Source organism: Kitasatospora sp. NPDC018058 (genome assembly GCF_044327205.1).
GTDB lineage: Bacteria > Actinomycetota > Actinomycetes > Streptomycetales > Streptomycetaceae > Kitasatospora.
Genome location: NZ_JBIRFA010000014.1, coordinates 187063 through 213227 on the forward strand (window position 1 = coordinate 187063; position 26165 = coordinate 213227).

Sequence of the window (26165 nt, forward strand, 5' to 3'; positions counted from 1 at the left end):
GGAAGTGCCTGCTGGAAGAGGGTCGGTCTGCTGGGAGCACGCTGGTTCGGAGAAGATCAGGCTCGCGCCTCGGGTGGTCTGGAGCCAGCGGGGAAAGCGATGGGCCCGGGAGGGCGGGTTGAGGCGGCGGATCCACTCCACCACCCGCACGGGATCCTCGTAGTCGGAGACCGGTGAGACCACGACCGTTTCCGCTGCCGCAGCGAAGACGCTCTCGGCGAGAAGCGTCTCCAGGCTCGCCAAGCATGCTTCGTACACGACCTCCGACCGCCCTCGAACTCCGAGCGGTCGAGGAGAGGGCCAGCAGGGCGCAGCCGCAGCATTGCGCGCTCAGGGCAAAGCCCGGCGGGTCGCGGACAGCCACCAGCCGCGCCCGGGTCTTCGGGGCTGCGAAGCCGAAAGCCGGCTGCCCGCGCGGGCCTTCTCGATGACGACGGGACGATGCCACGTCACCGAAAACCTCTTCACTCCACACTCCAAAAATTTTCTCTCCGATCCACGGCAACCTTCTGCACGTGGCGGCAACTGACGGGTAGCCGGGCCGAGACCAAGGCCCACTGCGCCAGAAGGACGTGCCGTTGCCAGCTCAGAAACGCTCTCATCGCCGCCGTCCGGCAACCCGCCGCGTGATCGCCATCGCCGGGGCCATCGCCGCGATGGGTGCCGCCATCCCGCTGGTCGCCATGGCCGCGCTACCGCAGCCTCGGCCGGACCGGGATCAAGGTCAGCCCCTACGCCCTCGGCGCGATGATGTTCGGCGCCCTCGGCAACCCCGACCACGAAGCCTGCGTCCGCATCATCCACCGGGCGCTCGACGCCGGCATCAATCTCGTCGACACCGCCGACCGGTACGCGCACGGTGAGTCGGAGGAGATCGTCGGCCGGGCGCTGAAGGGACGGCGGGCCGACGTCGTGCTCGCGACCAAGGCCCGGAGCCCGATGAGCGACGAGCCGAACCACCAGGGCGCGTCCCGGCGCTGGCTGGTGCGCGCACTGGAGGACTCGCTGCGCCGCCTCGACACCGACTACGTGGACATCTACCAGATCCACCGCCCGGACCCCGACACGGACATCGAGGAGACCCTCGCGGCCCTCACCGATCTGCAGCGGGCCGGCAAGATCCGCACCTTCGGCACGTCGGCCCTGCCGGCCTCCGACATCGTCCGGGCGCACTGGGTCGCCGAGCGGCGCGGGCTGGCCCGGCCGCGCACCGAGCAGCCGGTCTACTCGATCCTGAACCGGGGCATCGAGCGCGAGGTACTCCCGGTGGCGCAGGAGTTCGGCATGGGCACCCTGGTCTGGTCGCCCCTCGGCGGCGGCCTGCTGACGGGGCGGTACCGCAAGGGCCGGGAGGCCGCGACGCACCGGTCCAGGTACGGCTTCCGGCACCTCACGGACGACCGTCGGCTCGACGTGGTCGAGCAGCTCATCCCGCTGGCCGAGGAGGCCGGCCTGCCGCTCACGCACCTCGCGATGGGCTTCGTGCTCGCTCACCCGGGCGTGACGTCCGCCCTCCTCGGACCGCGGACCATGGAACACCTGGACGACCTGCTCGCGGGCGTCGACGTCACCCTCACCGACGACGTGCTGGACCGGATCGACGCGATCGTGCCGCCCGGCACCGACACCGGCACGCTCGACATGGCCTACCAGCCGCCGGCGCTCCAGCGCCCCGGACTGCGCCGCCAACCGAGCGGCGAGCGCGCGGCGGCATGACGTCGGCAGCGCCCACCGACCACCCGCACAGTGCCGCTGACCGTCCGGGTCGCTGCGGGCGGATCAAGGTCGACTGCCCATCTGCTACGGACGGGGTGAGATGGCGTCAGAGGCAGGCAGCAGAGCACTCCGTCGCGCTCGCCGTCGTCGGCAACAAGACCACCGGCCCCGAGGACGTCGTGGCCAACGCGCGAACCGGGCCCGGCGGCCGCGTCGTCCACGGGGACGGCGGCGTTGATCCGGGCATGGAGCTGGGAATCGCGGAGTCGGCCGTCACGATCAGGGCCTTGTCGGTGAACGGCAAGCGGATGTGGAAGGGGATCTACAGCCAGTCGCCCCGGCGCCCGCTGCCGGCCGACGACTGCACGGTGGACGGCAGGCCCTGGGGGCACGTGGTCGGCCTCGGGGCATCGGTACAGCGGTTGACGCCACGCTACTGATCTCAGAGGAGCTCAGCGGAAGTCGTCGGCGTGGTCGACGGCCCACTGGGCGTAGCTGTGCGCCGGCGTGCCGGTGATCTTTTCGGCGATGACGGAGGTCAGGGCCGGGACGCCGTCGGCAGCGGCCCGCTGACTCACGATCGCCTCGGCCACGACCGGATGCATTGTTCTGCCTATGTCCGCGCGAGCCTGCTCGTCGGAGACGTGTTCGACCCGGATGCGGCGGCCGAGGGCCTCGCCGATGTACTCGACCTGCCGTTGCAGGGTCAGGGACTCGGCTCCGTAGACGGTGTATGCCTGGTGCGAGTGACCCGGTTCGGTCAAGGCGGTCACCGCAAGCGCCGCGATGTCCTTCTCGTGCACCGGTGCCGAGTGTGCGAGCGGATAGGGAAGACGGACGACGTTGTCCGTGCGGATCGATTCAGCCCACCAAGTGCGGGTGTTGATCGCGAACGTGCCTGGCCTGACGAACGTCCAGTCCATGCCGGACCGTTGGATGGCCTGCTCGATCGTGCGGTTCAGGCGGGGGACCGGGTGGTCGGCGTCGTGGTTCACGACCGACACTGACGAGAGCAGAACCCCCTGCCGGATCCCCGCAGCTGTGGCCGCCGCAGCGACCTTCTCGACGTCGTAGGGCCTCTGGGGGTCGAGCATTCCGTACAGGAACATCTTGTCGGCGCCGTCGAGCGCCGCGGGCAGCGTCTCGGGGCGGTCCAGGTCGGCGGCGACGGCTTCCCAACCGGGCGTCGAGCCCGAGGCTGGGGTCCTGCTGACCGCTCTGACCTGTTCACCGGCGGCCAGCAGGCCATCGGCCACGTGACGAGCGACGTTACCGCGAGCGCCGAAGACAACTGCCACCATGATGGGGGCCTCCTATCGGGTGTGGACCTGTTGGTTGTGGACGTGAATGGCCGCACAGCGGTGATGCCGAGTGGGTGGGGTGTGAGGGTCTGCCGTTGTCGGCGCGAGCGCCGTGAGCGGGCCCTCCGGTCGCCGCTCAGGGCTGGAGGTTCTCCAGGTCCTCCAGGAGGCTGAGGTGCTTCGGCTCCCAGCCGAGGGTCTGCCGGGTGCGGGCGCTGGACGAGGGCTGGTCGTTCGCGAAGATCGGGCCGAGAGGGCCGTACGTCTGCGACGGCAGCGACTCGACCGGCAGGCCCAGCCGTCGGCCGATGACCGCGGCGATGTCACGCACCTGGTCTCCCTCGTCGGCCACGGCGTGCCAGGAGGTGCCGGCTTCCGCCTGTTCCAGCGCGATCCGGAAGAGGACTGCCGCGTCGAGCGCGTGCACGGCCGGCCAGCGCTGTGTGCCGTCGCCCGGGTAGCCGGACACTCCGGTCCGGCGTGCGATGTCGGTCAACAAGCCGGCGAACCCGCCCGTGCCCTGGTTGTGGACCGTGCGCGGCAGGCGTACGGCCGTGCTCCGGACCCCGCGCGAGGCCAGGCCCAGGACCGCCGTGACGGCGCGGCCACGACCACCGACCGGCCCGTCGGTCGGCAGCGGGTCGGCCTCGGTGGAGGCACGGCCCGGCACATGGGGCGTACCCGAGCAGGTGACCAAGGGCCGGTCGCTGCCGACGAGTTCCTCGCCGAGGGTCGCGAGGGCGGCACTCTCCTCGGCGACCGCCATGGCAACGGCGTCGGGGCTGCTGAAATCGTTGGCGAATGCCAGGTGGATCACCCCGTCGGCCTGAGCGGCGCCGGAGCGAAGGACGTCCGGATCGGCGAGAGCTCCCCGGAGAGGCTCGGCGCCGGCCGCCTCGGCGGCCAGCGCGGAGGCGTCGGAACGGGCGAGCGCGAGGACGCTGTGGCCATTGCCGAGCAGTTCGGCGACGACGGCGGAACCGATCAGACCGGTGCCACCCGTGACAAAGACGTGCATGGAGCTCTCCCTCAAGTGATGGGACTCTTATCCCATCACTCTAGCAGAGCGATGGGACAAGAGTCCCATCACGTAGGATGGGGCCATGGCACGATGGGAACCAGGCGCACGCGAACGCCTCGTGGTGGCTGCAGTCGACCTGTTCACCGAGCAGGGGTACGACGCCACGACGGTCGCGCAGATCGCCGAGCGCGCCGGGGTCACCAAAAGCACCTTCTTCCGGCACTTCCCTGACAAGCGAGAGCTGCTGGTGGCCGGACAGGAGACGCTGAGCCGGCTGCTGACCGAGGGGATCGCCGAGGCGCCCGATGACGCCAGCCCGCTCGAGGCGGTCGCTGCCGGTCTTGAGCGCGCGTCGAGCGCGATGGGTCCCATGAATCGCGAGCTCGCCCCGCGCCTGAAGGCTGCCGTCGCCGCCAGTGTCGAGCTTCAGGAGCGTGACGCCCTCAAGACCGTCAGCCTCGCGGCCGCGATGGCGACCGCCCTGGTCGCCCGCGGCCTGTCCGACCCGGCCGCGGCCCTAGCGAGCGAGCTGGGCGTCCTCGCCTTCAAGCGCGGGTTCGCCGAATGGTCCGAGGGCGACCGTGACGGCAAGGACGAGCTCACCGGGTACGTCCTGGCGGCCCTGGACGAGTTGCGTACGGTGAGTGCATCGCTGGGCTGAGCGGACAGATCGTCCCGCTCATCGGCTGGTTGCGCATCGACCCGTCGCCCGTCAGGCCCGCAGACGCACGCGGCTCCTTTTCAGCACAGCTGCTCGACCAGTCCGACGATGATGCGGCCAGGAACTGGGAGCGGACGTTGGCCGGGGTGGACCTCTTCCGCGTACGGCCGGCGGCGCGTCGTGGCACTGGCAGCCAGATGGGCGGCCCGTCCCGGCCGCCCTGCCCGGAGCCTGTCCACAGCTGCCAGGTAGGGCTACTGGAGCGGTGTCGCCGACCAGGCAAACCGCGCGGGCCCGGTCCGCACCGCGAACCGGGCCCGGCGGTGCTACGCGACGCGGGCGGCGCGCCTGGGCGTCCGGCGGCGGCCGGAGGAGCCCTGGTCGTCGCGGCCGGTGGCGGCTCGGGTGTCGCCGGTGGCGTAGGCGGGGCGGTCGCGGCGGCCGCGACTCGTGGACGGGCCGCGGCGCGGCCGCTCGACGACGGGGTCGGGGATCACGGTGGGGATGCCGGTGGGCACGCGGGCGCCGGTGATGCGGGTCAGGTCCTCGTCGCCGGCGCTGACCCTGGTGGTGACGGGGGTGATGCCGGCCGTTGTCATCAGGCGGGCCATCCCGCGGCGCTGGTTGGGCAGCACCAGCGTGACGACCGTGCCGGACTCGCCGGCCCGGGCCGTGCGGCCGCCCCGGTGGAGGTAGTCCTTGTGGTCGCCCGGCGGGTCCACGTTGACGACCAGGTCGAGCCCGTCGACGTGGATGCCCCGGGCGGCGACGTTGGTCGCGATCAACGCGGTCACCTGGCCGGTGCGGAACTGCTCCAGGGTGCGGGTGCGCTGCGGCTGGGACTTGTCGCCGTGCAGGGCCGCGGCCTTCACCCCGTTGGCGAGCAGGTCCGCCACCAGGCGGTCCGCGCCGTGCTTGGTGTCGATGAACATGATCACCCTGCCGTCGCGGGACGCGATGTGGGCGATCGTGGCGTTCTTGTCGAAGTTCTGCACGTGCAGCACGTGGTGCTCCATGGTGCTGACCGCTGCCGCGGACGGGTCCACCGAGTGGGTGACCGGGTCCTTGAGGAAGCGCCGCACCAGGCGGTCGACGTTGCGGTCCAGGGTGGCGGAGAACAGCATCGTCTGGCCGCCTTCGGCGACCTGGTCGAGGAGCTCGGTGACCTGCGGCAGGAAGCCCATGTCGGCCATCTGGTCGGCCTCGTCGAGCACCGTGATGCCGACCCGCTCCAGTCGGCAGTCGCCGCGCTGGATCAGGTCCTTGAGCCGGCCCGGGGTGGCCACCACGACCTCCGCCCCGCGGTTCAGCATCCATGCCTGGCGGCTCATCGACGTCCCGCCCACCACGGTCGCCATCCGCAGGTGCACGGCGCGGGCGTAGGGGGTGAGGGCCTCGGTGACCTGCTGCGCGAGCTCGCGGGTGGGGACCAGCACCACGGCCAGCGGGTAACGCGGCTCGGCCCGCTGCCCGGCGGTGCGTGCCAGCACGGCGAGGCCGAACGCGATGGTCTTGCCGGAGCCGGTCCGGCCCCGTCCGAGGAGGTCGCGGCCGGCCAGCGAGTTCGGCAGCGTTGCGGCCTGGATCGGGAACGGCGCGGTGACGCCCTGGCGGGTCAGCACCGACAGCAGCGCCTTGGGCATGTCCAGCTCGTCGAAGGACTCGACGGCCGGCAGTGCCGGGGTGGTGCTCACCGGCATCGCGAACTCGCCCCGCGTGGAGGGGCCCCGAGGGGCACTCCTGCCGGAGGGGTGTCGGCCTCCGGCGGGCCGGTCGCCGTAGAAGGAGCCGCCACCGGAGCGGGAGCCGGCCGCGGAGCGGAAGTCGGCGTTGTGGTACGAGGAGCGACTGGAGCGGGCCATGCGGAAGACCTTCCTCGGAGCGGCACGTCACGAGGAAGGCTCCGTGGCGCGGGGCGCCGAACGGAGACCGCGAGGGAACGGGCCAAAAGTGTGACGGGCGGAGCGTGGACGGTGGAACCGTGCGGCACGTCACCCACGGTCGGCGCTCGCCACGGAGGGCGGGAGCGAAGAACCTACAACCGTGAGCTGTCACGGCAGGGCGCCGATCCGGACGCGGCGCTGTGCGTCTCGCGTGGGAATGGCCACCGGTGGCGGAGCCAGGGGCCTGAACGGCCGGAGGGATGCGCCGTGGCGCGATGACCGAGGGGCCCGCACCGGGCACGTGTGCGCGGTGCGGGCCCCTCGCTGCCAGGCGGGTGCCATGGCAGAAGAACTACAGCGGGCGAATGTTCTCGGCCTGCGGGCCCTTCTGGCCCTGCGTGACGTCGAACTCGACCTTCTGGCCCTCGAGCAGCTCACGGAAGCCGTTGGCGTTGATGTTCGAGTAGTGGGCGAAGACGTCGGGGCCGCCACCCTCCTGCTCGATGAAGCCGAAGCCCTTCTCCGAGTTGAACCACTTCACAGTGCCATTAGCCATTAAAAATCTCCTTCAAGGGACTGTCCGTAGCACGCACAGCGCGGGCTTCGAGTCACCGCATGGAGCGCCCACCGGGGAAGAGCCGGGGAACAAAAAATGCGCCTGCAATACATCAGCAGGCGCACACAAAGTTCATGGGAACCACTACTGCAACTAACACGACTGTAGCAGGCCACGGCCCGCCGCGGCGGGAAGTTTCACCCCCGGTTCCACGGCAGCCTTCCCCAGAGGGTCGAGACCTGGTCGTCCCGCTGATCACGAAGGTCGCACGGCTGCCCGGCAGGACGAGGATCATCCTGCGGGGCGGCGTACGCGCTGCCCGCGCCGTACGGCAGCCCGGCACTGCCCTGCCGTGTGTCGCGGGCTTCATCCCCGGGCTGGTCGCGGTGTCGCCCCGGGGACGGGCCTCTGGAAGCACACGAAATCGACTCCGCTCGGGCGTCCTGCTCGGCGGCGGTGGTTCTCCTCGTCTGCCGGGTGCCGCCGGGTGTGCAGGGGATCGGGTGGTGCTACTCGGGGATCCAACCGCGGACTTCCGGGTAGGCGATGTCGGCGTCTTCGGCGGCGCGGCCGGTCTCCACCAGCCAGGCCCGCATGGCCTCGGTGACGTCGCCGTGGTGCTCGGCGACCCGCTGGGACCACTCGGCGGCGTCGAACCCGCCGGTGGCGGAGCCGTAGGTGCGCTCCTCGGTGCCGTCCGCGCGGGGGATGAACCCGCGGCGCAGGCCCGACGAGTCCTCGGCCGGAAGGGGGTGCGGCCACGGTGCTCGCAGTCGCCGCGCGGGGTCGGCCATATCCACAGCCAGCGCCTTCCGGACCGCGCCCGGCAGCACGCCAACGGAAGCCAGCAGGATCTTCTCGACAGTCGGCACAGTGCTCGCCCCTGCCCCAGCTGACCGGGTCCGGCTTCTACCGGACTGCGCGGTGTGCTGTCATCCCGTTCGAGTCAACTCCTTGCGGCCGTCGGCGGCCTGACGCTCGTACTCAGCCCGCGCCTGCTCCAGCAGTCCGCGCCACGACATCACGGTGGGGCGCCGACGCAACAGCGCACGGCGTTCCCGGTCCGTCATGCCGCCCCAGACGCCGTGTTCGATGCGATGGTCCAGCGCTTCCGCCAGGCACTCCGTCAACACCGGACACCCCGCGCATACCGCCTTGGCCCGGTTCTGCGCCGCCCCCTCGACGAACAGTGCGTCCGGATCCGCCGTACGGCATGATCCGTGCAGCATCCAGTCCGTGTTGCTCCCCACGCTGTCCCCTCCCCGAGGACCCGATCGGCACCGGCCGACTTTCGGCCGGGTCGTTGACCGGACGCGGACCGTCCGAGGCCGGAAGCCATCCATCACTCGATCGAGTGATTCTTCGGCCACTGAGCGTACTCCTCCCGCCGGGCACCGAGCTCACGCCACCGCCGCGCCAGCGGCAAGATCAGCTCGGGGATTCTCGGCGGCATGGAACCAGGGCTCCGTCCCTGGTTCACGACGGCCCGGGAACTTCAACAGGTCAACATCAGACTGTCCGACGGCACAGGAACGTATTTGGAGCGTCTGAGGATCTTGCGGGATTCGCTGGCCCCGACGGAGGACCGCGGCACCTATCTGTCTCCGTACGAGGATGACGTCCGACAGGACCACTTCGCGGTCAGCGGCCTTGATTGGCGCTTGACCTACGAGACGGCCTACAGTCACCAGATCCGAGCGGCTTTCCCGGCAGAGGATGGTGCGGTGGCACGGCTCCGCATCCTGGCTGCTGTCGAGCTGATGGGATGCCGGGTGCTGTCCGTCCGCACCAACGAAGGCGTGCCAATGTGGGAAGACTCGCTCTTCCCGGACTCGGTCATCTCCGGCGACAAGTGAGTGACCGCCCCGCCGACGTGGCAGAGTGGTGAACAGTCGGCTCGGCTGGACGGCTCCCGGCCAGGGTCACCGCGGTGACCCTGAGAACGATCAGTCCCGCTTGGCTTCGCGGCAGGCCGGCTGGCTGGACCGCCTGCGAGCTGACAAGGCGTTCGCTTCGGAAGGCCTGCGCCTCGTGCTGAGGTGATACTCCGCACCGCTGTGGCCGCCTGCCCCGCCGGCAGGCGGCCACCGGTACATCGAGAGGTTGGGCGAGCGGCGGCCGAGGGGCTCGGGCCGCTGTACGGGATGCGGGCACGGGCACCCCCGGTTCCGATGGGCCGGTCAGTTTGTCGGCGGGCGGAGCGCTACGACGTTGCCGGCGTCCGGGCTAGAGGGCGCTGGCCTGCCGGTTCGGTGGGTGAGGACGGCGGCGGCGAGAGTGAGCCGGGTGACCTGTTGGCGGAGTTCGAGGATCTCGGCGTGCTGGTCGGCGACGGTCTGCTTGAGCTTGACGACAGTCAGCCGCAGGCGCTTCTCGGACTCCGGGATCTGGGCGGTTCGCGCCGGCGTCGGGTTCGCACAGGGCGGTGTCGCGTTTGAAGGCGCAGATCAGCAGGGCGTCGGGGTTGTCGAACAAGACGATGCCCTCGCGGGCGAGGTAGGCGTGGGCTTTGGCGGCGAAGGTGCGGGGGACGATGCGGCCTTCGAAGCGGGGGACGTGGGCGGCTGCGGTGAGGGCCCGTCGGGTGGCGGGGCCGGAGATGCGTTCGCCGGCGGAGAGTTGGTCGCGCAGGCGGGCGGCGGTGCGGCGGCGGCGAGTGCGGTTTCGACGTCGAGGACGGTGTGGATGCCGCCGCGGCTGCGGGTGCCGTAGCGGGCGGAGGTGCGGGCGTCCAGGACCGTGCGCATGTGGCCGTACTGGATGGCGAGGGCGACCAGGCCGCCGGGCTGACGGGCGATGTGCCAGGCGAGGGTTCGGCGGAAGCGGCCGGCCTGAACGGGGCCGAGCGGGTCGTCGGGGATGTGCTGGCCGGGCAGTTGACGCGCTGCGGCCTCGCGGTTGGCCCAGGCCGCGAAGTCCTTGATCCGCGTGTTGAGGCCGCCGCTTTGCAGCGCCCCGGTGTCCTGACCGAACTGGTGGGCGGCGGCGAAGAGGAGTTCGCCTTCGGGCACCATCCGCTCCAGGACGCGGATGGCGTTGACGACCGGGGTGATGGCCACCCACGGAACCGAGCGGGCCTCGCCGGCCGAGACGTGGTGGCCGTGGGTGTCGGTGACGTTCTTGAAGTGACGGGCGCGGATCATGTGGCGGCCCACCGTGCCGTTCAGAGCGCTTTCGGGCTCGGGGCAGCCACCCGGAGCGCAGGTTCAGAACCTCCTGGGGCCGCATGCCGGTCAGGTAGAGAGGCAGACGACCGCGGCGGCGGTGCCGAGGTGGCGCATCAGTTCCGGCACCTCCTCGAAGTCCATGGCCGCACGCCACGGCCGGCCGTCGAGCGTCGCCCGGACGGGCAGGGACATCGGGCAGGGGCCAGGACGCCGTGCAACGAGGTCGACCAGGTGGTGCCGGTCGGAGAACTGGATGACCTGCCACCGGCTGGCGCCGGTGACCGCTCCGATGTAGGTCCTGGCCACGAGGGGCCGCCCTTTGGTCACTGCGGCCGCTGGCAGCGGATCGCCGCCGTGCATCAGCGGCAGCAGGAACGCCTCCAGCGCCGCCCAGGAGGCGGGGGTGCCTCTATTCGCGAGGGCGAGGTCGGCCAGACGGCGACGTTCGGCGGCAGTTCCCGCACCACCGCGCGGTGCAGGGCCGACAGCGACAGCACCGGCTCTGTATCGGGGTCGTCTGCCGCGCGGGCCGGCAGTTCGCGGTGGACAGCCGAGACGTTGCCTCCCCAGAACGCCAGCAGACGCCGGATCTCCGGGGTGACGGTCAGCCGTGCGCGGGGGCGCGGCGAGAGCCAGCCTTCCTTACGTGCTGTGGCGATCCAGTACCACACCGCCCGCATAGTCACCCCGAGAGACGAAGCAACCAGCCGCACATGAGCTGTGGTCAGCTCGCCCTGGCTGTCCAGGTCCATCAACCGGGCCACGGCAGCTTCCCGTTCACCCCGGGCCACTGCGGTAGGCCGATTCGGCACCGATCCGGGCAGATCCAGAGCCGCCACCCCCCACCTGTCGACGGCACGAGACCCGCGAACCCTCGGAGCCAGGGGTCTCCTTTCAGCGGCAGGCTGTCCTCCGTCTCCCGGTCTCATCCCAACACGCTGGGAGACAGCACCCGATCGAAGGGAAGCCTCGCAGGCGATGTTTCATCGGAGCCGAAAACACCGGCGGCCGGCCCTGGACCGGGCAACCACAAGGGCGGCTGCCCCACCCGAAGATGACCTCCCGCTGATCAGTCGGCCGGGGCGTCGGGGCAGTGCCCCGGCCCGGGGTACTGCCCCGACGTCGGCGGAAGGTGCCCAGGCCCTGTTCCCAGGGCATCTCGCGTGCGTGCCTGACTGGCCGCATGATTAAATGAATGAACGAGCATTTATTAATGATGGAGCGTGCGATGGCGGGACGTCCCCGTGGGGTAGACGATGCGGTGATCCTGCGTGCGGCTGCCGAGGTGATGGGCCGCGTGGGCCCTGCGGGGCTGACTCTTGCCGCGGTGGCGCGGGAGGTCGGCCTGGTGCCCGGGACCCTCATTCAGCGGTTCGGCTCCAAGGGCGGTCTGCTCGTGGCGCTCGCCCAGCAGTCCGCGAAGGCCGCGGACGCGCTGCCCGGGTGTGTGCGCGAGGAGCACGAAACGGCCCTCGACGCGTTGGCGGCACTGATCGTGCGGTGGCTGGCTTCCATGGACACGCCGGAACACTTCGCCAACCATCTGGCCTTCTTGTGCATGGACCTCACCGACCCGCAGCTCTACGAGCCCGCCCTGGCTGCCCACCAGGCCCAGCGCCGGGCGATCGAGACACTGCTGACGGAAGCCATCGCCGCGGGTCAGCTCCGCACCGGAACGGACGTCGCAGCGCTGGCCGGCTCCGTGCAGGCGATCACCGCTGGCGCGGGCCTGGTCTGGGCTCTGGAGCGCCGGGGCACCCTCGCCCAGCGACTGCGGCACGAACTCGACGCAGTGCTGTCCCCGCACCTGCTCCCCGGACACGACGACGACCTGGAGGAATCATGACGATCGGGAAGCGGCCGCTGGCCGGAAAAGTGGCCCTGGTCGCAGGCGGCACCCGCGGCGGCGGACGAGGCATCGCCGTCGAACTCGGCGCTGCCGGCGCCACGGTGTACGTCACCGGCCGCAGCAGCACTGGCGGGCGCTCCGATCTGGACCGCCCGGAGACCATCGAGGAGACCGCCGCGCAGGTCACCGCCGCCGGCGGCCTCGGCATCCCGGTCCGCACCGACCACAGCCGTCCCGACGAGGTCCGGTCCCTCGTCGACAAGATCGCGGCCGAGCAGGACGGACGGCTCGACATCCTGGTCAATTCCGTATGGGGCGCAGACCCGCTGACGGACTGGGAGCATCCGTTGTGGGAGCAGGACCTGGAGACCGGTCTTCGCCTGCTGCGTCAGGCGGTGGAGACCCACGTGATCACCAGCCACTTCGCGCTTCCGCTGATGGTCGCCCGCAAGAGCGGCCTGGTCGTGGAGGTCACCGACGGCAACACCGCCCGCTACCGCGGCTCGTTCTTCTACGACCTGGCGAAGTCGACGGTGATCCGTCTCGCCGTCGCGCAGGCCGCCGAGCTGAAGCCGCACGGCGTCGCGGCCGTGGCGATCACGCCCGGCTTCCTGCGCTCGGAGGCGGTGCTGGAGCATTTCGGCGTCACTGCGGCCAACTGGCGCGACGGCGCGGCCAAGGACCCCAACTTCGCCCACTCCGAGACCCCCGCCTACCTGGGACGGGCGGTCGTCGCACTGGCCGCCGACCCCGGCGTCATGGCCAAGACCGGACGGGCACTGGCCACCTGGGGCCTGTACCGCGAGTACGGCTTCACCGACACCGACGGCACCCGGCCGGACTTCGCCGCCCACTGGGCCAACAGCCTGGAAAACGAGCACGGGCCTCTCGGCGACCCGTTGTGACATCACGAGCGGACGATTCTCGCGGAAGAATCTTGATTCAGGCTGAGACCATCGCCCGCCGACCAACGCGAATGGGCCTTGCCTGCACGAGTCACACAGGCAAGACCCATCCGCGTGCTGGTCCATCCCACCACCGTTGGAGGAGTGAACGCCTGCGCCGAACCCACTGAAAACAACACGCCGATCATCAGGTGGTCGTGGGATTGATGGCCGGTGCCTGGCCGGGGGTGTGCTCGGGGTGGCTGGGGTGTCCGGGCGCGCCGGTGGGGCCGCAGCTTGGTGACCAGGCCGGCGCCGCCGGGGCGGGCTGCTCCTGGTCCTCGTCGGCGGCAGCGGTTTCGCCCCGCGAGGCGGAACCATCGCCGTCCTGGTCCTGGTCGTCGTCAGTCGAACCGGCGTCGTCGCCCCACAGGTCGATCCGCTCGACCAGCCGCCGGCTGACGCGCTCGGACTCGGTGAGGTCGGGCCAGCGGGCCTTGTCCCGGATGTCCTGCGCGGTGGCGAAGACGCGGGAGCTGTAGCCGGGCAGCCGTAGCGTCTGCTCCTTGAACGCGGCGACCGGGTCGCCGTTCTCGGTCTCCTCCAGGAAGGCGGTCAGCTTGCGGCGCAGCGCGTCGGCCAGGCTGAGCAGGTAGCGGCCGTCCTCGCCCCACGGGTCATCGGACGGGACGGCGGCCGCAGGTACAGCAGCAGCAGCGGGTGCGGCAAGGTCTGGTGCAGCGACCGGCTCGGGTGCACCAGCGGCGGGAGGTGCAGCAGCTTCGGCCGCTGCTGCTTCGCGGGCCTTGGCCTTGGCTCGGACAAGGGAGCAGCATGTGCAGCGCTGCACCGCGCTGCACGGGTAGCAGCGTGCAGCGCTGCACGGGTAGCAGCCGGTTGCAGCGCCATCCTCGTGCAGCGCTGCGACCGGCTGGCCGTTCTGCAGGGCGGCCGGCCCCGAGTGCGGATGCGACTGCGACATGGATCGCACAGGCCAGCCCTGACCTGCGGCGGGGAGTTCCTCCGGGGCGGAACTCACCAGGCGCCGGGGCGAAACTCACCAGGCGCCGGCGATCGTGGGGCCGCCGGTCGCAGTGCGCGGCCAGCTGCCGGACCCGCGTGCGAAAGCGACGCGGGATCGCAGTCGCGCCCCTTGACCTGCGACGGGGAGTTTGGCGGGGCGAAACTCCCCGGGCGCGGTGACGGCGAGCCTTCCCGGCCGGGCAGGATGGACACAGGCGGGGCGAGGAGAAGGCGATGCGTACCGGGGACGTCGTGGTCGGCGAGACCTACATCGCGAGCATCCCCCAGCGGCTCCCGGCGCTGGCGGCGGGAGCGGGCGCCGAGCAGTGGCGGGCGGACATGCAGCTGCACCTCGTGCGCGGGCGGCGCGTCACGGTGACGGTGACCGGCTTCGGCGAGGAGCCCGGCACGGTGGTGGTCAGCCGGGACGTCCCGGCCGGAAGGGTCGCGCTGCGCCTGACCGCCGAGCAGGCCGCCGGCCTCGATCTCGCCGAGGGCCAGGAGTACGAGATCACCGGCGTCGTCCGGGACGCGGACGGGAAGGCCATCGCGTTCCCCGGCACGGTCGTCCACACCATCCCGGCCCGCTGGCTGCGCCCACACGATGAGCGGCTGGAGCTGCACCCGGACACGGCCCCCTTCCATCGCGCGCTGGTGTGCCGAATCGCCGACGGGATGACGCCAGCGGAGATCGACCAGGCGGCGGACAAGGCGCTGGAGCAGCTCCACCACATCCGGGGCCTGGCGCTGGAGGACCCGAGCGTCGACCACTCGGTGCTCACCGCCGAGGCGGACCACCAGGAGTGGCTGCGGATCGCCGAGCAAGTGCGGGCAGCCGGACTGGCCGCCTACGACCCGCCGGCCGATCCGGACGCCGTGGAGCACCCACCGCTGATCCGCTTCCGGCGGACCTGACCCGGTGACCGCCCCGTGACCCGTCGCAGCGAAGTTTGACGGTTCTCAGCGAAGATTGACCACGCCGCTCCTAGGCTCCGGAGCCAGATCGGGGAGGAAGGTCGTCGAACGGAAGGCTGGGATAATCCGCCGGTGAACGACGTGAACGAGATCTCCCGCCAGACCCTGCTTCGCCGAGGCTTCGCCCTCGAGTACGCGACCCTGGGCTGGAACGTGATCGGCATCGTGGTGCTCGCGATTGCCGCGATCGGCGCCCGCTCGGTCGCGCTGGCCGGCTTCGGCCTGGACTCCCTGATCGAGATCGGCGCCTCCACCGTGGTGATCTGGGAGCTGTCCGGCACCGGCGAGGAGCGGCAGAAGCGGGCGCTGAAGCTGATCGGCATCGGCTTCGCGTTGCTCGGCCTCTACCTGCTCGCGCAGTCCACGATCGTCCTGGTCAGCGGCTTCCGTCCGCACCACTCGCCGCTCGGCATCGCCTGGACCGCTGTTACCGCCGCCGTGATGTTCGCCCTCGCCTTCGGCAAGGCCCGCACCGGCGCCGCCCTCGACAACCCCGTCCTCAAGACGGAGGGCCGGGTCACCCTGATCGACGGCCTGCTCGCCGCCGCCGTCCTGCTCGGCCTGGTCCTCAACAGCACCCTCGGCTGGTGGTGGGCCGACCCGGCGGCTGGCTACGTGCTGGTCTACTACGCCGCCCGCGAGGTCCGCGAGATCTTCTTCGGCGAGCACTGAGCACGCATCAGAGGACGGGCGGCCGTCAATCTTCTATGAGACAGACCGCTGCCAGTCAAACTCCGCTGAGACCGGTGAAACTTCGCTGCGACGGTGTCCCGTCTCAACGGAGTTTGACCGGTTGCTGACCTTCGATCAGGCCTCCGGCCAGAGGAGTTCCATTTCCTCGCCCGGCGGGATGAAGGTGTCGGCGCTGTGTCGTTCTCGACATAGCCGTACGTGTCGACTGTGGAGTAGGTGCGGGGGCTGTGACAGTGTGCACGGCCCCCGCACCGGGTGTGGGCGCCCCGTTCCCGCCCTCGTCGTCCGGATCTGCACATGGTGGTGAGCTGTGCAGTGTGCTCTGTCACCTGTACGCGATGCTGAGCTGCACTGTTGGTGGGGAGTCGAACCCCTGCGTTGCTCTTCACGCGCCAGGGCCGGATAAACCGCCGGCCGCGGTGTGTGCACGCCTCCATGACGACTACCTGCTTCCCACACCCAGCTTGTGGGGTCAGTCCTCGATCAGGTCGATCTCCCAGTTGGTGCGCTGGATCAAGGTGTCCACCTCGCGGATCTCCTTGGCCAGGACATCCGCCTGGGCGCGGAGCTCGGCGACCGGCAGCGCGGAGAGGATCCTGAGTTCGGACCGCAACTGCCGTACGGCTCCGCGCTGGTCGCGTCCGGAGGCGGCGTCGGCGGCTGCGGTGGTCACCGAGTGGCGCAGCCGAAGGACGTCCCGGCGGGCGAGGGCGTCGGTAAGAGTGCCGCCACCCTCGATGAGCACGGTGGAGTTGGTCCGGTTGATCTGACGGATCAGCCTCTCCAGCTCATCCAGCACCTCCCCGGCCTGGGCCAGGACCTCCGCCGCGTTCTCGGCCGGCTCCTCGCCCTCCTGGTAGCGGGCACTGCCGACGACGCGCGCCCGCAACTGCTCCACCTGCCGCACCGCCGCCGCGCGCTGCGCGAGCGCTTCAGCCAGTTTCACCGCGTCATCCACCTCCACCTGCCATTGACCGTCCGGCAAGTATGCATGTCAGTGGCTGACGGTGCGTTCGCGGGGTAGGGCCGGCCGGACTCACCCGGCGGGCGCCGAACGGGTTCATGAAACGACCTCACGGGCCCAATGAGAACCGGACAGTCCTACCCCTGGCGGTCGGACTTCGTCAGACAGAACCGCGCCGGTCAAACTTCGATGAGACTCGCCAAACTTCGGTGAGACGGGTCACCCGTGGTGAAGTCGGCCCGGGGCGCGGTTCCGGTCTTTCGACCGGCCCGTTTCCCCGGAGCCGCTTCCCGAACCGGGCATGCGACTTGGCACCGCACCCGGCTCTCCACAAGCCCCGAAGGGGTCTCGTGGTGGTTGTTCTCATCCCGTGATCGGCCAGGGAGTGGGGATGGCTGCTCCCCGGTAGCGGTAGCGCGTGGTGCCTACCGAGATGGGGTTGAACAGTTCCCTGTTCTCGCTGGCCCACCAAGATCCACGGCCGAAGTAGTGGCGGTAGATCTTCCTCAAGGCCGTCTTGGGGTGCTTCCGCCGCGCCCATCGCCAGACCGTGTGCCACAGGTAGTGGCGCAGGTAGGAGAAGGTCGCGAAGGACACCCCGGGCCTGAAGTAGGCGCACCAGCCCCGCAGCGCCGGGTTGAGCCGGAGCAACAGGGCGTCGAGCGGCTGGTTCGTACCGACCTCGCGGCACAGCGTCTTGACCTTGGCCATGATGGCCCGAAGGGCCTTCTTGGCGGGGTAGGTGTAGACGTAGTGCCGGTCGGCGCCTGGCTTTCGGTGGCGCTGGATGTGCCAGCCAAGGAAGTCCAGGCCCTGCTCGATGTGGGTGATCAGGGTCTTCTCCTGAGACAGGCGCAGGCCCATCGTGGCGAGGACCGCTGCGATCTCGTCGCGTAGCGTTTCGGCGTCCGCCCGGGTGCCGTGCACCAGCAGGCACCAGTCGTCCGCGTACCGGACCAGCCGGAAGTTGGGCAGACTGCGGCGTCGACGCCTCCGACGCTCGTAGACATCAGATCTGGGCCCTCCAGGAGTCTGGGCGATGAACTCGTCCAGGACCGAGAGAGCCACGTTGCTGAGCAACGGCGAGAGGATCGAACCCTGCGGAGTGCCGGTGTCGTTGTCCCGCAGCAGGCCGTCCTCACCGAGGATGCCCGCCTTGAGGAACGCCTTCATCAGAGCCAGGACGCGCTTGTCCCCGACTCGCGCCCGCACCCGGTCCATCAGGGCCGTGTGCGAGATCTCGTCGAAGCAGGCTTTGATGTCGCCTTCCACGATCCACTCGTACTTCTTGGACGTGAGATGGCGCACCTCGGCCACCGCGTCATGGGTCCGGCGGTTCGGGCGAAACCCGTAGGAACACGGGAGGAAATCCGCCTCGAAGATCGGCTCCAGCACCAGCTTCAAGGATGCCTGCACCACCCGGTCGGTGATCGTCGCGATCCCCAGGCGACGCAACTTGCCGCCCGCTTTGGGGATCATCCGCTCCCGCACCGGCAGGGGACGGAAACTACGGTCCTTGATCTGCGACCGCAGCATGCCGAGGAACTCCTCGACACCCGTTCCCAGCGCGATGGACGACGCCGTGCGTCCGTCCACCCCGGCCGTACGTGCACCCTTGTTTCTCCACACCCGATTCCAGGCCACCAGAAGGAAGCCCGGATCGGCAACGAGATTGAACAGGTCGTCGAACCTGCGATGAGGATCATCACGAGCCCAACGGTGCAGCTTGGTCTGGACATCCAGTACCCGCAGCTCAGCCCCGAACAGGGCTGACTCCAGATCGTCGGTGTTCACCGGCGATAACCTCCTGACCTTCCAGTACTTCAGCCACTGACTTGCTGACCCCCTTGGCCCTGTGACCGGCTTTCCCGGCCTCCTTGACGGGTCGCTACTCCCGCGACTACTACGGGGCCTCCGCCCCACCCACGGCCATCAGTCGGCAACGGACCTGCCCACCACCGCACTGGCTGTACGGCGGCTCGGGCGACCGCGGATGGTTCCCACGTTCACCACTCGATCGATTGGTCAGGGAGGTGCCCAGCTCTACTCCGGCAGCATCGCCACGCCTACGCCGCAGGCTTTCACCGTGGCCTCCCCACCGGAAGAGAAACCCGGCTTCGGAGTTGACCCAACCGCCCGAAGACGGCCGCGTCACGCACTGCACACCGGCCCGTATCCACCAGGTTTGAGCCGGCCACCTGCTTACGGAGCTTCAACCACTGGTTCGCTCTCACTACACCTTCTGACCTCGCTAGACGGACCCGCACCGTCCGGTAGTCCCGGCACGTCCCGCCGTTGTCGGGGCTGCTTGCCGCCCTCCCCGGCGTTCCCCGGATCAGGCTGCCCCCTGCTTCACCAAACCGCTGCGACGGTCCGGCGGAGAAGGTCTTTCACCTCCACTCGATCGTGTGGTACTTCGTGGCGCACTCCTCTGACAAGTGATCTTGACCGATTGGCAGGTGACTTTGACCGCCCGGCACTGGGGCGGAACACACCGTCTGTCAGGGCCTGATCGTCAGGACAGCGGACCGGCCAGCAGTTGGGCGGCCAGGTCGTGCAGTTCGGCACCAGCTTCTTCGTCAGCCCGCCGCTGTGCTCCTGTTGGTCCTCCGCGCGGTACAGCCATCCGCGGACCGGCCACAGCGGCGAGCCGGGGTCGTCGGCGGGGCACAGCTCAAAGCCGATCCGCTCGGCCGCCACCAACGGATCAAGGCGGCCATCCAGCAGGTCCCGCAGGCAGTAGCAGGCCAGCGCCCGGTCACGGCCCCCAACGGTGGTGGGCAGCCGCAGCACCGGCCAGAGTTCCTGCTCCACCTCGGCCAGCAGCCGGCGCGCCTCCAACACCTCCCCGCCTCCCGGCGTCATCTCGGCCCGCCCCGAGGCCCCGCCGAGTGGTCCGCTGGATCATGACCGACCCAGCCCGCCTCCGCGCCGACGACGCCCAGGAACTCAAGGAGATCCGGGCCTCCTGCCCGCACCTCGACGCCGCGGCCGGACACGTCCGTGACTTCGCCGCCATGTGTGCGACATCCCGCGAGTTCTCGTGAGCCCCGCTGAGTGACCGAGGCCGTGGCCAGGGGCTTCTTCCCCCTTCGAGTGCTCCGTCGGACTGTGACGTAACTTCGGGATTCCTGAAACGTTCTCAGCTCGTGCGACCGATCTGCGGTCCGGTCGAAGGCGAGGAGGCTCGGGTTGTCGGCGCTGGCAGTGGTGCGGGACCTGCGCGAGTACCGGGATCCGGTCTCTGCGGAGGAGCTGGAGCGGTTCGAGACCGACGTGCTGGCCGGCTTCGTGCTGGCACGGGCGTCGGCGGGGCTGGCGGACGGCACGATCCGCGGCGACGTCGGGCACCTGGAGCAGGTGCGAACCTGGTTCGGCCGTCATTGTGGGACATGGAGCCGGCTGACGCGGACGCGTACTTCGGGCGGGTGCTGCGGGGCTCGCCCAGCGGCACCCGTCTGGCCCGCGCGCAGGCGCTGAGCACGTACTTCCTGTTCCTGGAGCTGCGGCACAAGGTCGAGATCCACCGGATGACCGGGCGGGTCGTCGAGTGCCCGATCGACGAGATGAACCGCCCGCGCGGCGCCAAGGACGCCCAGCTGCGGATCCCGCCGACCGCTCCGGAGGTCGGCCGGCTGTTCACCGGCTGGGGCGGCGAGCTGGCGACCTGCGGCAAGTTCGGCCCGACCGCGAGGAACTACACCGCCGCGAAGCTGATGTCCCAGGTCGGGCTGCGGGTGAGCGAGGCATGCGGGCTCGACCTGGACGACATCAAGTGGCACCTGGGCCGGTTCGGCAAGCTCCATGTCCGCCTCGGCAAGGGCGCCCGCGGCTCCGGCCCGCGCGAGCGGATGGTGCCGCTGATCAACGGAGCGGACAGGACGCTTCGGTGGTTCATCGAGGATGTCTGGGGCCAGTTCGACGACGACCACACCCGCCCCGGCGCCTCGCTGTTCCCCTCCGAGCGCAAGAACACCGACGGATCCTCGCGCCGGGTCGGCGACGACGCCCTGCGGAACGGTCTGGCTGCCGCCGTCGCGGCTCATCTTCCCGGCTGGGCAGAGAAGTTGACGCCGCACGTCCTGCGGCACTTCTGCGCGTCCGAGCTCTACTCGGGCGGCCTGGACTTGGTCGCAATTCAGGATGTTTTGGGACATTCCTGGATTGCCACGACGATGCGGTACGTCCATGTCCAGCAGACCAGGGTGGAAGACGCCTGGGCCGCCGGGCAGCAACGGGCCGCGAAGCGGCTGGAAGGACTGATGGGATGAAGTGGAACCTGCGGCTGACCGCCGCGAACAAGGGCATCTGGAAGGCGTCCGAACTGCAGCGGAGCCTTGCCGAGCACGGCCTGGTGATCTCGGCCGGGAAGATGTCCGGCCTGTGGTCCGGCCAGCCGGTCTCCCTGAAGCTGGAGGATCTGGACGTCATCTGCGTCGTGCTCGGCTGCAAGATCGGCGACCTGCTGATCCCCGAGCCTGAGAAGGTCTCCCGCCCAGGCCAGGTCAACGAGACGGAGCGGATCGCTGTCGGCGCGGTGGCCTCCCCGCCTACGGTGGTCCCCAAGCGCAGGGATGGCCGGTCGCTGCCGCCGGAGTGACCAGGTGGCCCGCTTCCCGAAGGGGTACGTCAAGCCGACCGACTCCTGCGACAGCTGTCTGGCCTGGGGAAGCTTCAGCGGTCGCCGCTGTCCGACGTGCTACATGTTCGGGCGGAGCCACGACGAAGCCCCCTGCACCGGTTGCCATCGCGTCCAGCCGGCGAAGTGGGGCTACTGCCGACTGTGCTGGTGCCAGGCCCGCCTCAGCACCAAGACCACAGCCAGTCGGCCCATGAACGAGACGGACGTGAGGTCACGGCTCGGCGCTGTCCGGCACCACCAGATCTTCTTTGTCGGCATGCACTACCGCAGGCGGTCGGAGCCTCTTCCTCCACGGCCCCGAGGCCGGCGGGAAGCCCCGCCCAAGCCGCCGCCCCCGCCGGCCTGGCGCCCGGATCCCGGTTGGAGGCAGCTACCGCTCTTCGACCAGATCCCGCGCGACTACAGCCGCCTCGACCCGGCCGACGCTGATCTGGCCAGCCCCTGGCTGGCCTGGGCGAGATACCTGGCCCATCAGCTGGCCGAGGCCCGCGGCTGGGGACGCGACATCCGCTTCGCCGTCAACCGCGGCCTGGTCTTGGTGCTCACCGGCTACGTCGAAGGCGACGTCATCCGCCACGCGGAGATCTTCGCTCCACTGCGGGCCCTCGACCTGAGCGTCGGCCACATCGTCACCGTTGTGGAGGAGATGGACATCTTCGAGGACGACAGCGAGCCCTCCTCCGAACGCTGGCTGGCCGAGCGGCTGGAAGGTCTCGCACCCGACATCCGGTCAGAGGCCGAACGTTGGACCCGCGTCCTACACGAGGGCGGCCCGCGCAGCCTGCCGCGACGAGAGGGAACGGTCTGGCTCTACCTCAACGGGGTCCGCCCGGCCCTGCTGGAGTGGTCCAGTCGCTACGACCACTTGCGGGAGGTGACCCGCGACAACGTCCTCAGCCACCTCAAGGCACTGCACGGGCGCCACCGCCACAGCCAACTCGTCGCCCTGCGTTCGCTGTTCAGCTGGGCCAAGCGGCACGGGCTCATCTTCCGCAACCCCACCAGCCGGATCACGGTCGGTCAGTATGAGTACGCCGTGCTGCAGCCACTCGTCCCCGAACAGGTCGACCGTGCCGTCGCGGCGGCCACGACCCCAGCGACACGACTCATCCTCGCCTTCGCCGCGGTCCATGCCGCCCGCGTTGCCCAGATCGGCACGCTCATGCTCGACGACGTCGACATCGGCAACCGGCGCGTGACCATCGCCGGCCGCGTTCGCCCCCTCGACGACCTGACCCTGAAGCTGCTGCTGGACTGGCTGGAGCACCGACGCACCCGCTGGCCGAACACGGCGAACCTCCGCTACTGATCAACAACCAGACCGCGAACAGGACCACCCGGGCCAGCAACCACTGGATCAGCGCCGCGATGCGCGGACAGGCCGCAACGCTGGAGCGACTCCGCGTCGACCGACAGCTCGAAGAGGCCATGGTCCATGGCCCCGACCCGCTTCACCTCGCCGAGGTCTTCGGGCTCGACGAGAAGACCGCCACGCGTTACGCGGACTCGGCCCGGCGCCTCCTGGAAACCAGTGCCGAATCGTGGAAGGTCGTGACAGCATCGACGGATGATCAACGCTGAGGACCTGGTCGGCAGGCACGTCCTGAAGGTGACGACGTCCTGGCACCACTACCAGGAGACCGAGCCCTCCCTTCTGCACCTGTGGATGCACATGGACGGCCTCGGCCCCGTCCGGTTCCACACACCGGGCGACGGGTTGTCCCTGGAGATCGACCAGCCTCACGACCCCTACGACATGAACGAGTACGGCCACACCACGGTCGAGGACGACCTACCCGGCTTCCCCATGACCCAGTTCGTCGGCCAGCGGATCCGCTCCGTCCGGGAGATCCGCTACCAGCACCGCAACTACGACTTCGCCGTCGGCATCACCGTCCAGTTCCCCGGTGGCACCATCCGCATCCTCAACCTCGCGGACGAGATCGTCCTGGCCCATGACCAGCACCTGGGTCCGGTTGAGGAGCATCTCCACGAGGCGGCGACGCCCATGAGCGAGGACGCCTCGCCGTGAGTTGGCACGGAACTCGGGGGTCGACCCCGCAGAGCACAGCATCCGACCCGCGGGTTCCCGCTGAAGTGCCTTCAGTTTCCCTGAACCCACGGGGCTTCTGGGGGTTGAGGAACATCCATGCCGGATCGTGCGCTAAGAAGCGATTCCCAAACCGAAGGTAGGGTCACGTTTTCTCAGGTGAGGTGTGTGGCCGTCGCTCGGTAGGCATGCTCGTGCCGTCGTGTGGGTGCGGGGTGTGCTTGGAGGTGGCGGATGCCGTCGGTGCTGGGAGTGTTGGAGAGGCGCGAGCGGGTGGCGCTGGCCCGGGCGGAGGAGTTGCGGGCAGAGCTGGAGCGGGTTCAGGCCGCCGTGGTCGAGGCGGAGGAGGCCGTGCGGCGCGCGGTCATCGCGCGCGAGGAGACCGTCGCGGCCCTGGCCGAAGCGGCCGGGGAAGCCGGCGCGTCCAGTGCGGCGGTGGATGCGCCGGCTGTGGGGGTCGCCGGGCCTCGGGTCGAAGTCCCGCTGTGGCGCGAGGGGTCGGGGATCGAGGTGCTTCCACCCGACTGCGCGCGGATCGTGGCCCTGGTCCGGGAGGACGCCGCCGGTGGCGGGCAGGGGGTGCGGGCGCGGAAGATGCGCGAGCATCTGGGCTGGCCGGCGAGTGACGCGAAGGAGCAGGCCGCGCGGTTTCGGGCGAAGCGGCTGGTCGAGCGGGGCTGGTTGAGCGAGGGACGGCCGGGGCTGTTCAGGCCGCGGGCCGCTTGACGCGGCGGGGCGCCGGCTGGCCGGAGCGGGCCAGGCGGCGGGTGGCCGGGATGCTCGCGGCCCACCACGCCATTGCCTCGGCGCTGTCGATGCGGGTCTCGTAGTCGCGGGCGAGGCGCCTGGCTCGGATCAGGTGGGAGAAACTGCGCTCCACGACCCAGCGGCGCGGCAGCACCACGAACCCGGTGGCGTCGTCGCTGCGCTTGACGACGGTCAACGCGAGGGCCAGGGCGGCGTGGGCGAAGGGGACCAGCCAGCCGGTGTAGCCGCCGTCGGCCCAGACCAGGGCGATGCGGCGGTGTTCGGCGCGCAGTCGCTCCAGCAGGTCGCGGCCGGCGTCGTTGTCCTTGACCGAGGCGGCGGTGACCATCACGACCAGCAGCAGGCCCAGGGTGTCCACCGCGATGTGCCGCTTGCGGCCGTTGATCTTCTTCCCGGCGTCGTAGCCGCGGGTGGCCGCGCCGACGGTCGCGTCGGCCTTGACCGACTGCGAGTCGATGACCGCTGCGGTCGGTTCCTCCTTCTTCCCGGCCAGTTCGCGCAGCGTCTTGCGCAGTCGGCCGTAGAGCTCCTTGATGTAGTCGTTGTCGCGCCAGCGGCGGAAGAACCGGTAGACGGCCCGCCATTTGGGGAAGTCGGCGGGCAGGCTGGCCCAGCGCACGCCTTCTGCGACCAGGTAGCGCACCGCGTCGAGCAGTTGGCGGTGGCAGTAGCCCTCCGGGCGGCCCCCTCGTCCGTTCAGCCAGGCCGGGATCGGCAGCAGCGGCCGCACGATCGCCCACTCCGCGTCGGTGAGGTCGGAGCCGTAGCGGCGGGTCCGGTCCGGCTGGTCGGCGGCGTTGCCGAGCCGATGAGCGAGGCAGTCGCACGGCGACACGCCGAAGCTGGACGAAGGCGGGGCAATCACGCCACAGTGGGACACCAGGGCCTCCTGATGGTTCGTTGACTCGACATCACCGAACTGTGCAGGAGGCTCTTCTCCTATGCGCCGGCCGCGCAGTGATCACCCGAACGAGCCCAATGCGTGCGGAAGTTCGAGCGGCAGCCGTGCCCCTCGGTTTGGGAATCGCTTCTAAGTGTTCTGTCCCGTGAGGTTGGGGATGCGGCTTGCGGGTGGCTTGCCTGCGAGTGCGGTGTGTCCGCGGTGGTGATTGTAGGTGTGGAGCCAGTCGGGGCCGGTAGGGGCGGGTGCGCTTGTGCGCGATGCCTTCGGCTGCGAGGGCATCGCGCCAGACCCGTGAGCGGTAGCAGGAGCCGTTGTGGGTCAGCACGCGCTGGACGGTGATCCTGGCCTGGGCGAAGAACGTCTGGGCACGGGTCCAGAACGCGGTGGCGGTCTCCTTGCGCTCGTCGGCAAGGATCTCGCTGTAGGCCGGGCGGGAGTGGTCGTCGACGGCGTTGTGCAGGTAGCTGTAGCCCGCGCCCGAGCGGTTCTTCCGGCCGGCCGGACGGCCCAGCACCCGGTGGCCGCCGCCGTCGGGGGTGTTGCCGAGCTTCTTGATGTCGACATGGACCAACTCGCCCGGTGCGGCGCGTTCGTAGCGCCGCACTGGGCGTCCGGTGGCGCGGTCGAGGTGCGAGAGGCGGGCGAGCTTGTAGCGGGTGAGGACCCGGTGCACGGTGGCCGGGTTGAGGCGAAGCAGGTGGGCGATGCGGGCCGGGCCCCAGCGGCGGAGCACACGGACCTTGACGATCCGCCGCTCGGTGCGCATGGGCAGGCGCCGCGGACTGCGGTGGGGCCGGCTGGAGAGATCGCTCATGCCGGCCTCGCCGAGCGCGCGGTAGCGGTCCGCCCAGCGCTTGGCGGTGGTCGGCGAGACCTGGAAGCGCTCGGCGGCCCTGCGCAGAGGCCAGCCGTCCTCGACCACGCAGCGGGCCAGGCGTAGGCGTCCGGTCTCGGTCAGCGGTGCGTTACGGTGTGGCATGAGGGCCTTTCTGGTCGCCGGGTAGATGTCGCAATCCACGCCGAGCCAGAAGGCCCTCACTCATTTCAAGATCACCACGCCGTGAACCGTGTCACCAACCTCCATGGTCAATACACCTAGTAGGCGCCG

General features: G+C 70.1%; 29 protein-coding genes and 1 pseudogene. 15 read left to right on the forward strand and 15 right to left on the reverse strand.

Annotated features, from left to right (window positions below; all coding sequences use genetic code 11):
• The first annotated feature begins 747 nt into the window (after positions 1-747).
• Positions 748-1716, forward strand: coding sequence for an aldo/keto reductase (locus ACH4E7_RS21420; RefSeq protein WP_396250648.1), 969 nt, complete (start codon positions 748-750; stop codon positions 1714-1716).
• Between the two features lie 95 nt (positions 1717-1811).
• The gene (locus ACH4E7_RS21425; RefSeq protein WP_396250596.1) at positions 1812-2156 is read left to right on the forward strand and encodes a hypothetical protein; all 345 of its coding nucleotides are present in this window, start codon (positions 1812-1814) and stop codon (positions 2154-2156) included.
• Positions 2157-2168: 12 nt separating this feature from the next.
• Here the strand turns inward: ACH4E7_RS21425 and ACH4E7_RS21430 are convergent, their stop codons facing one another.
• On the reverse strand, positions 2169-3017 hold the full coding sequence (locus tag ACH4E7_RS21430) for an NAD(P)H-binding protein (protein ID WP_396250597.1): 849 nt from the start codon (positions 3015-3017) through the stop codon (positions 2169-2171).
• Positions 3018-3153: 136 nt separating this feature from the next.
• Positions 3154-4035 carry an SDR family oxidoreductase gene (locus ACH4E7_RS21435; RefSeq protein ID WP_396250598.1) on the reverse strand — a complete coding sequence of 294 codons (882 nt, stop codon included), beginning with the start codon at positions 4033-4035 and terminating at the stop codon, positions 3154-3156.
• A gap of 85 nt (positions 4036-4120) precedes the next feature.
• Between ACH4E7_RS21435 and ACH4E7_RS21440 the strand changes: the two genes are divergently transcribed.
• The gene (locus ACH4E7_RS21440; RefSeq protein ID WP_396250599.1) at positions 4121-4699 is read left to right on the forward strand and encodes a TetR/AcrR family transcriptional regulator; all 579 of its coding nucleotides are present in this window, start codon (positions 4121-4123) and stop codon (positions 4697-4699) included.
• Between the two features lie 326 nt (positions 4700-5025).
• On the opposite strand, the gene ACH4E7_RS21445 is transcribed toward ACH4E7_RS21440, so the two are convergent.
• The 4 genes from ACH4E7_RS21445 to ACH4E7_RS21460 form a co-directional block, all read right to left on the reverse strand.
• Positions 5026-6561 carry a DEAD/DEAH box helicase gene (locus ACH4E7_RS21445; protein WP_396250600.1) on the reverse strand — a complete coding sequence of 512 codons (1536 nt, stop codon included), beginning with the start codon at positions 6559-6561 and terminating at the stop codon, positions 5026-5028.
• Positions 6562-6934: 373 nt separating this feature from the next.
• Positions 6935-7138: a cold-shock protein gene (locus ACH4E7_RS21450; RefSeq protein ID WP_045694210.1), complete on the reverse strand. Its 204-nt coding sequence runs from the start codon at positions 7136-7138 to the stop codon at positions 6935-6937.
• Positions 7139-7647: 509 nt separating this feature from the next.
• Positions 7648-8010 carry a hypothetical protein gene (locus tag ACH4E7_RS21455; protein WP_396250601.1) on the reverse strand — a complete coding sequence of 121 codons (363 nt, stop codon included), beginning with the start codon at positions 8008-8010 and terminating at the stop codon, positions 7648-7650.
• 60 nt (positions 8011-8070) lie between these two features.
• A complete protein-coding gene (locus ACH4E7_RS21460) occupies positions 8071-8481 on the reverse strand; it encodes a WhiB family transcriptional regulator (RefSeq protein ID WP_396250649.1) in 411 nt (136 codons plus the stop codon).
• A gap of 108 nt (positions 8482-8589) precedes the next feature.
• Here ACH4E7_RS21460 and ACH4E7_RS21465 point away from each other — a divergent pair, with 108 nt between their 5' ends.
• Positions 8590-8994, forward strand: coding sequence for a hypothetical protein (locus ACH4E7_RS21465; protein WP_396250603.1), 405 nt, complete (start codon positions 8590-8592; stop codon positions 8992-8994).
• 591 nt (positions 8995-9585) lie between these two features.
• Here the strand turns inward: ACH4E7_RS21465 and ACH4E7_RS21470 are convergent.
• The 3 genes from ACH4E7_RS21470 to ACH4E7_RS21480 form a co-directional block, all read right to left on the reverse strand.
• Positions 9586-10281: a hypothetical protein gene (locus ACH4E7_RS21470; protein WP_396250604.1), complete on the reverse strand. Its 696-nt coding sequence runs from the start codon at positions 10279-10281 to the stop codon at positions 9586-9588.
• A gap of 90 nt (positions 10282-10371) precedes the next feature.
• Entirely contained in the window at positions 10372-10611 is a 240-nt protein-coding gene (locus ACH4E7_RS21475) for a hypothetical protein (RefSeq protein ID WP_396250605.1), read from the reverse strand.
• 53 nt (positions 10612-10664) lie between these two features.
• The gene (locus ACH4E7_RS21480) at positions 10665-11069 is read right to left on the reverse strand and encodes a hypothetical protein (protein ID WP_396250606.1); all 405 of its coding nucleotides are present in this window, start codon (positions 11067-11069) and stop codon (positions 10665-10667) included.
• Between the two features lie 431 nt (positions 11070-11500).
• Here ACH4E7_RS21480 and ACH4E7_RS21485 point away from each other — a divergent pair, with 431 nt between their 5' ends.
• The gene (locus tag ACH4E7_RS21485; RefSeq protein WP_396250607.1) at positions 11501-12151 is read left to right on the forward strand and encodes a TetR/AcrR family transcriptional regulator; all 651 of its coding nucleotides are present in this window, start codon (positions 11501-11503) and stop codon (positions 12149-12151) included.
• Positions 12148-13059 carry an SDR family oxidoreductase gene (locus ACH4E7_RS21490; RefSeq protein ID WP_396250608.1) on the forward strand — a complete coding sequence of 304 codons (912 nt, stop codon included), beginning with the start codon at positions 12148-12150 and terminating at the stop codon, positions 13057-13059. Before ACH4E7_RS21485 ends, ACH4E7_RS21490 begins: the two co-directional genes overlap by 4 nt.
• A 187-nt stretch (positions 13060-13246) precedes the next feature.
• Here ACH4E7_RS21490 and ACH4E7_RS21495 read toward each other — a convergent pair whose 3' ends face one another.
• A complete protein-coding gene (locus ACH4E7_RS21495) occupies positions 13247-14020 on the reverse strand; it encodes a hypothetical protein (protein ID WP_396250609.1) in 774 nt (257 codons plus the stop codon).
• A gap of 275 nt (positions 14021-14295) precedes the next feature.
• Here ACH4E7_RS21495 and ACH4E7_RS21500 point away from each other — a divergent pair, with 275 nt between their 5' ends.
• Both ACH4E7_RS21500 and ACH4E7_RS21505 read left to right on the forward strand, forming a co-directional pair.
• Positions 14296-14976 carry a hypothetical protein gene (locus ACH4E7_RS21500; RefSeq protein ID WP_396250610.1) on the forward strand — a complete coding sequence of 227 codons (681 nt, stop codon included), beginning with the start codon at positions 14296-14298 and terminating at the stop codon, positions 14974-14976.
• Between the two features lie 132 nt (positions 14977-15108).
• On the forward strand, positions 15109-15708 hold the full coding sequence (locus ACH4E7_RS21505) for a cation transporter (protein ID WP_396250611.1): 600 nt from the start codon (positions 15109-15111) through the stop codon (positions 15706-15708).
• Positions 15709-16201: 493 nt separating this feature from the next.
• On the opposite strand, the gene ACH4E7_RS21510 is transcribed toward ACH4E7_RS21505, so the two are convergent.
• The 3 genes from ACH4E7_RS21510 to ACH4E7_RS21520 form a co-directional block, all read right to left on the reverse strand.
• On the reverse strand, positions 16202-16675 hold the full coding sequence (locus ACH4E7_RS21510; RefSeq protein WP_326847305.1) for a DIP1984 family protein: 474 nt from the start codon (positions 16673-16675) through the stop codon (positions 16202-16204).
• A 381-nt stretch (positions 16676-17056) separates the two neighbouring features.
• Positions 17057-18487 carry a group II intron reverse transcriptase/maturase gene (ltrA, locus tag ACH4E7_RS21515; RefSeq protein WP_396250612.1) on the reverse strand — a complete coding sequence of 477 codons (1431 nt, stop codon included), beginning with the start codon at positions 18485-18487 and terminating at the stop codon, positions 17057-17059.
• 558 nt (positions 18488-19045) lie between these two features.
• Complete coding sequence (locus ACH4E7_RS21520; protein ID WP_396250613.1) at positions 19046-19537, reverse strand: hypothetical protein; 492 nt, start codon at positions 19535-19537, stop codon at positions 19046-19048.
• Between the two features lie 62 nt (positions 19538-19599).
• On the opposite strand from ACH4E7_RS21520, the gene ACH4E7_RS21525 reads away from it, so the two are divergent.
• From ACH4E7_RS21525 to ACH4E7_RS21555, 7 genes are all read left to right on the forward strand, one after another.
• Complete coding sequence (locus ACH4E7_RS21525) at positions 19600-19740, forward strand: hypothetical protein (RefSeq protein ID WP_396250614.1); 141 nt, start codon at positions 19600-19602, stop codon at positions 19738-19740.
• 345 nt (positions 19741-20085) lie between these two features.
• Entirely contained in the window at positions 20086-20964 is an 879-nt protein-coding gene (locus ACH4E7_RS21530) for a tyrosine-type recombinase/integrase (RefSeq protein ID WP_396250615.1), read from the forward strand.
• Entirely contained in the window at positions 20961-21293 is a 333-nt protein-coding gene (locus tag ACH4E7_RS21535) for a helix-turn-helix domain-containing protein (protein ID WP_396250616.1), read from the forward strand. Before ACH4E7_RS21530 ends, ACH4E7_RS21535 begins: the two co-directional genes overlap by 4 nt.
• A 232-nt stretch (positions 21294-21525) precedes the next feature.
• The gene (locus tag ACH4E7_RS21540) at positions 21526-22644 is read left to right on the forward strand and encodes a hypothetical protein (RefSeq protein ID WP_396250617.1); all 1119 of its coding nucleotides are present in this window, start codon (positions 21526-21528) and stop codon (positions 22642-22644) included.
• Between the two features lie 59 nt (positions 22645-22703).
• The gene (locus ACH4E7_RS21545; protein ID WP_396250618.1) at positions 22704-22916 is read left to right on the forward strand and encodes a hypothetical protein; all 213 of its coding nucleotides are present in this window, start codon (positions 22704-22706) and stop codon (positions 22914-22916) included.
• Complete coding sequence (locus tag ACH4E7_RS21550) at positions 22903-23367, forward strand: hypothetical protein (RefSeq protein ID WP_396250620.1); 465 nt, start codon at positions 22903-22905, stop codon at positions 23365-23367. The genes ACH4E7_RS21545 and ACH4E7_RS21550 overlap by 14 nt, the downstream gene beginning before the upstream one ends.
• A 252-nt stretch (positions 23368-23619) precedes the next feature.
• On the forward strand, positions 23620-24111 hold the full coding sequence (locus ACH4E7_RS21555; protein WP_396250621.1) for a hypothetical protein: 492 nt from the start codon (positions 23620-23622) through the stop codon (positions 24109-24111).
• Here the strand turns inward: ACH4E7_RS21555 and ACH4E7_RS21560 are convergent.
• Both ACH4E7_RS21560 and ACH4E7_RS21565 read right to left on the reverse strand, forming a co-directional pair.
• On the reverse strand, positions 24092-25033 hold the full coding sequence (locus ACH4E7_RS21560) for an IS5 family transposase (RefSeq protein ID WP_396250622.1): 942 nt from the start codon (positions 25031-25033) through the stop codon (positions 24092-24094). The two genes, ACH4E7_RS21555 and ACH4E7_RS21560, sit on opposite strands and share 20 nt — an antisense overlap.
• Before the next feature lie 150 nt (positions 25034-25183).
• A pseudogene (locus ACH4E7_RS21565) lies at positions 25184-26036 on the reverse strand (IS481 family transposase).
• Positions 26037-26165: the final 129 nt, after the last annotated feature.

Bases quoted from the DNA above. Each gene is read 5' to 3' on its own strand.
- ACH4E7_RS21420 (WP_396250648.1), top strand. From the start codon at position 748: ATGATGTTCGGCGCCCTCGGCAACCCCGACCACGAAGCCTGCGTCCGC.
- ACH4E7_RS21430 (WP_396250597.1), bottom strand. From the start codon at position 3,017: ATGGTGGCAGTTGTCTTCGGCGCTCGCGGTAACGTCGCTCGTCACGTG.
- ACH4E7_RS21435 (WP_396250598.1), bottom strand. From the start codon at position 4,035: ATGCACGTCTTTGTCACGGGTGGCACCGGTCTGATCGGTTCCGCCGTC.
- ACH4E7_RS21440 (WP_396250599.1), top strand. From the start codon at position 4,121: ATGGCACGATGGGAACCAGGCGCACGCGAACGCCTCGTGGTGGCTGCA.
- ACH4E7_RS21445 (WP_396250600.1), bottom strand. From the start codon at position 6,561: ATGGCCCGCTCCAGTCGCTCCTCGTACCACAACGCCGACTTCCGCTCC.
- ACH4E7_RS21450 (WP_045694210.1), bottom strand. From the start codon at position 7,138: ATGGCTAATGGCACTGTGAAGTGGTTCAACTCGGAGAAGGGCTTCGGC.
- ACH4E7_RS21460 (WP_396250649.1), bottom strand. From the start codon at position 8,481: ATGGATGGCTTCCGGCCTCGGACGGTCCGCGTCCGGTCAACGACCCGG.
- ACH4E7_RS21465 (WP_396250603.1), top strand. From the start codon at position 8,590: ATGGAACCAGGGCTCCGTCCCTGGTTCACGACGGCCCGGGAACTTCAA.
- ACH4E7_RS21470 (WP_396250604.1), bottom strand. From the start codon at position 10,281: ATGATCCGCGCCCGTCACTTCAAGAACGTCACCGACACCCACGGCCAC.
- ACH4E7_RS21485 (WP_396250607.1), top strand. From the start codon at position 11,501: ATGAACGAGCATTTATTAATGATGGAGCGTGCGATGGCGGGACGTCCC.
- ACH4E7_RS21490 (WP_396250608.1), top strand. From the start codon at position 12,148: ATGACGATCGGGAAGCGGCCGCTGGCCGGAAAAGTGGCCCTGGTCGCA.
- ACH4E7_RS21495 (WP_396250609.1), bottom strand. From the start codon at position 14,020: ATGTCGCAGTCGCATCCGCACTCGGGGCCGGCCGCCCTGCAGAACGGC.
- ACH4E7_RS21500 (WP_396250610.1), top strand. From the start codon at position 14,296: ATGCGTACCGGGGACGTCGTGGTCGGCGAGACCTACATCGCGAGCATC.
- ACH4E7_RS21525 (WP_396250614.1), top strand. From the start codon at position 19,600: ATGACCGACCCAGCCCGCCTCCGCGCCGACGACGCCCAGGAACTCAAG.
- ACH4E7_RS21530 (WP_396250615.1), top strand. From the start codon at position 20,086: ATGGAGCCGGCTGACGCGGACGCGTACTTCGGGCGGGTGCTGCGGGGC.
- ACH4E7_RS21535 (WP_396250616.1), top strand. From the start codon at position 20,961: ATGAAGTGGAACCTGCGGCTGACCGCCGCGAACAAGGGCATCTGGAAG.
- ACH4E7_RS21540 (WP_396250617.1), top strand. From the start codon at position 21,526: ATGAACGAGACGGACGTGAGGTCACGGCTCGGCGCTGTCCGGCACCAC.
- ACH4E7_RS21545 (WP_396250618.1), top strand. From the start codon at position 22,704: ATGCGCGGACAGGCCGCAACGCTGGAGCGACTCCGCGTCGACCGACAG.
- ACH4E7_RS21550 (WP_396250620.1), top strand. From the start codon at position 22,903: ATGATCAACGCTGAGGACCTGGTCGGCAGGCACGTCCTGAAGGTGACG.
- ACH4E7_RS21555 (WP_396250621.1), top strand. From the start codon at position 23,620: ATGCCGTCGGTGCTGGGAGTGTTGGAGAGGCGCGAGCGGGTGGCGCTG.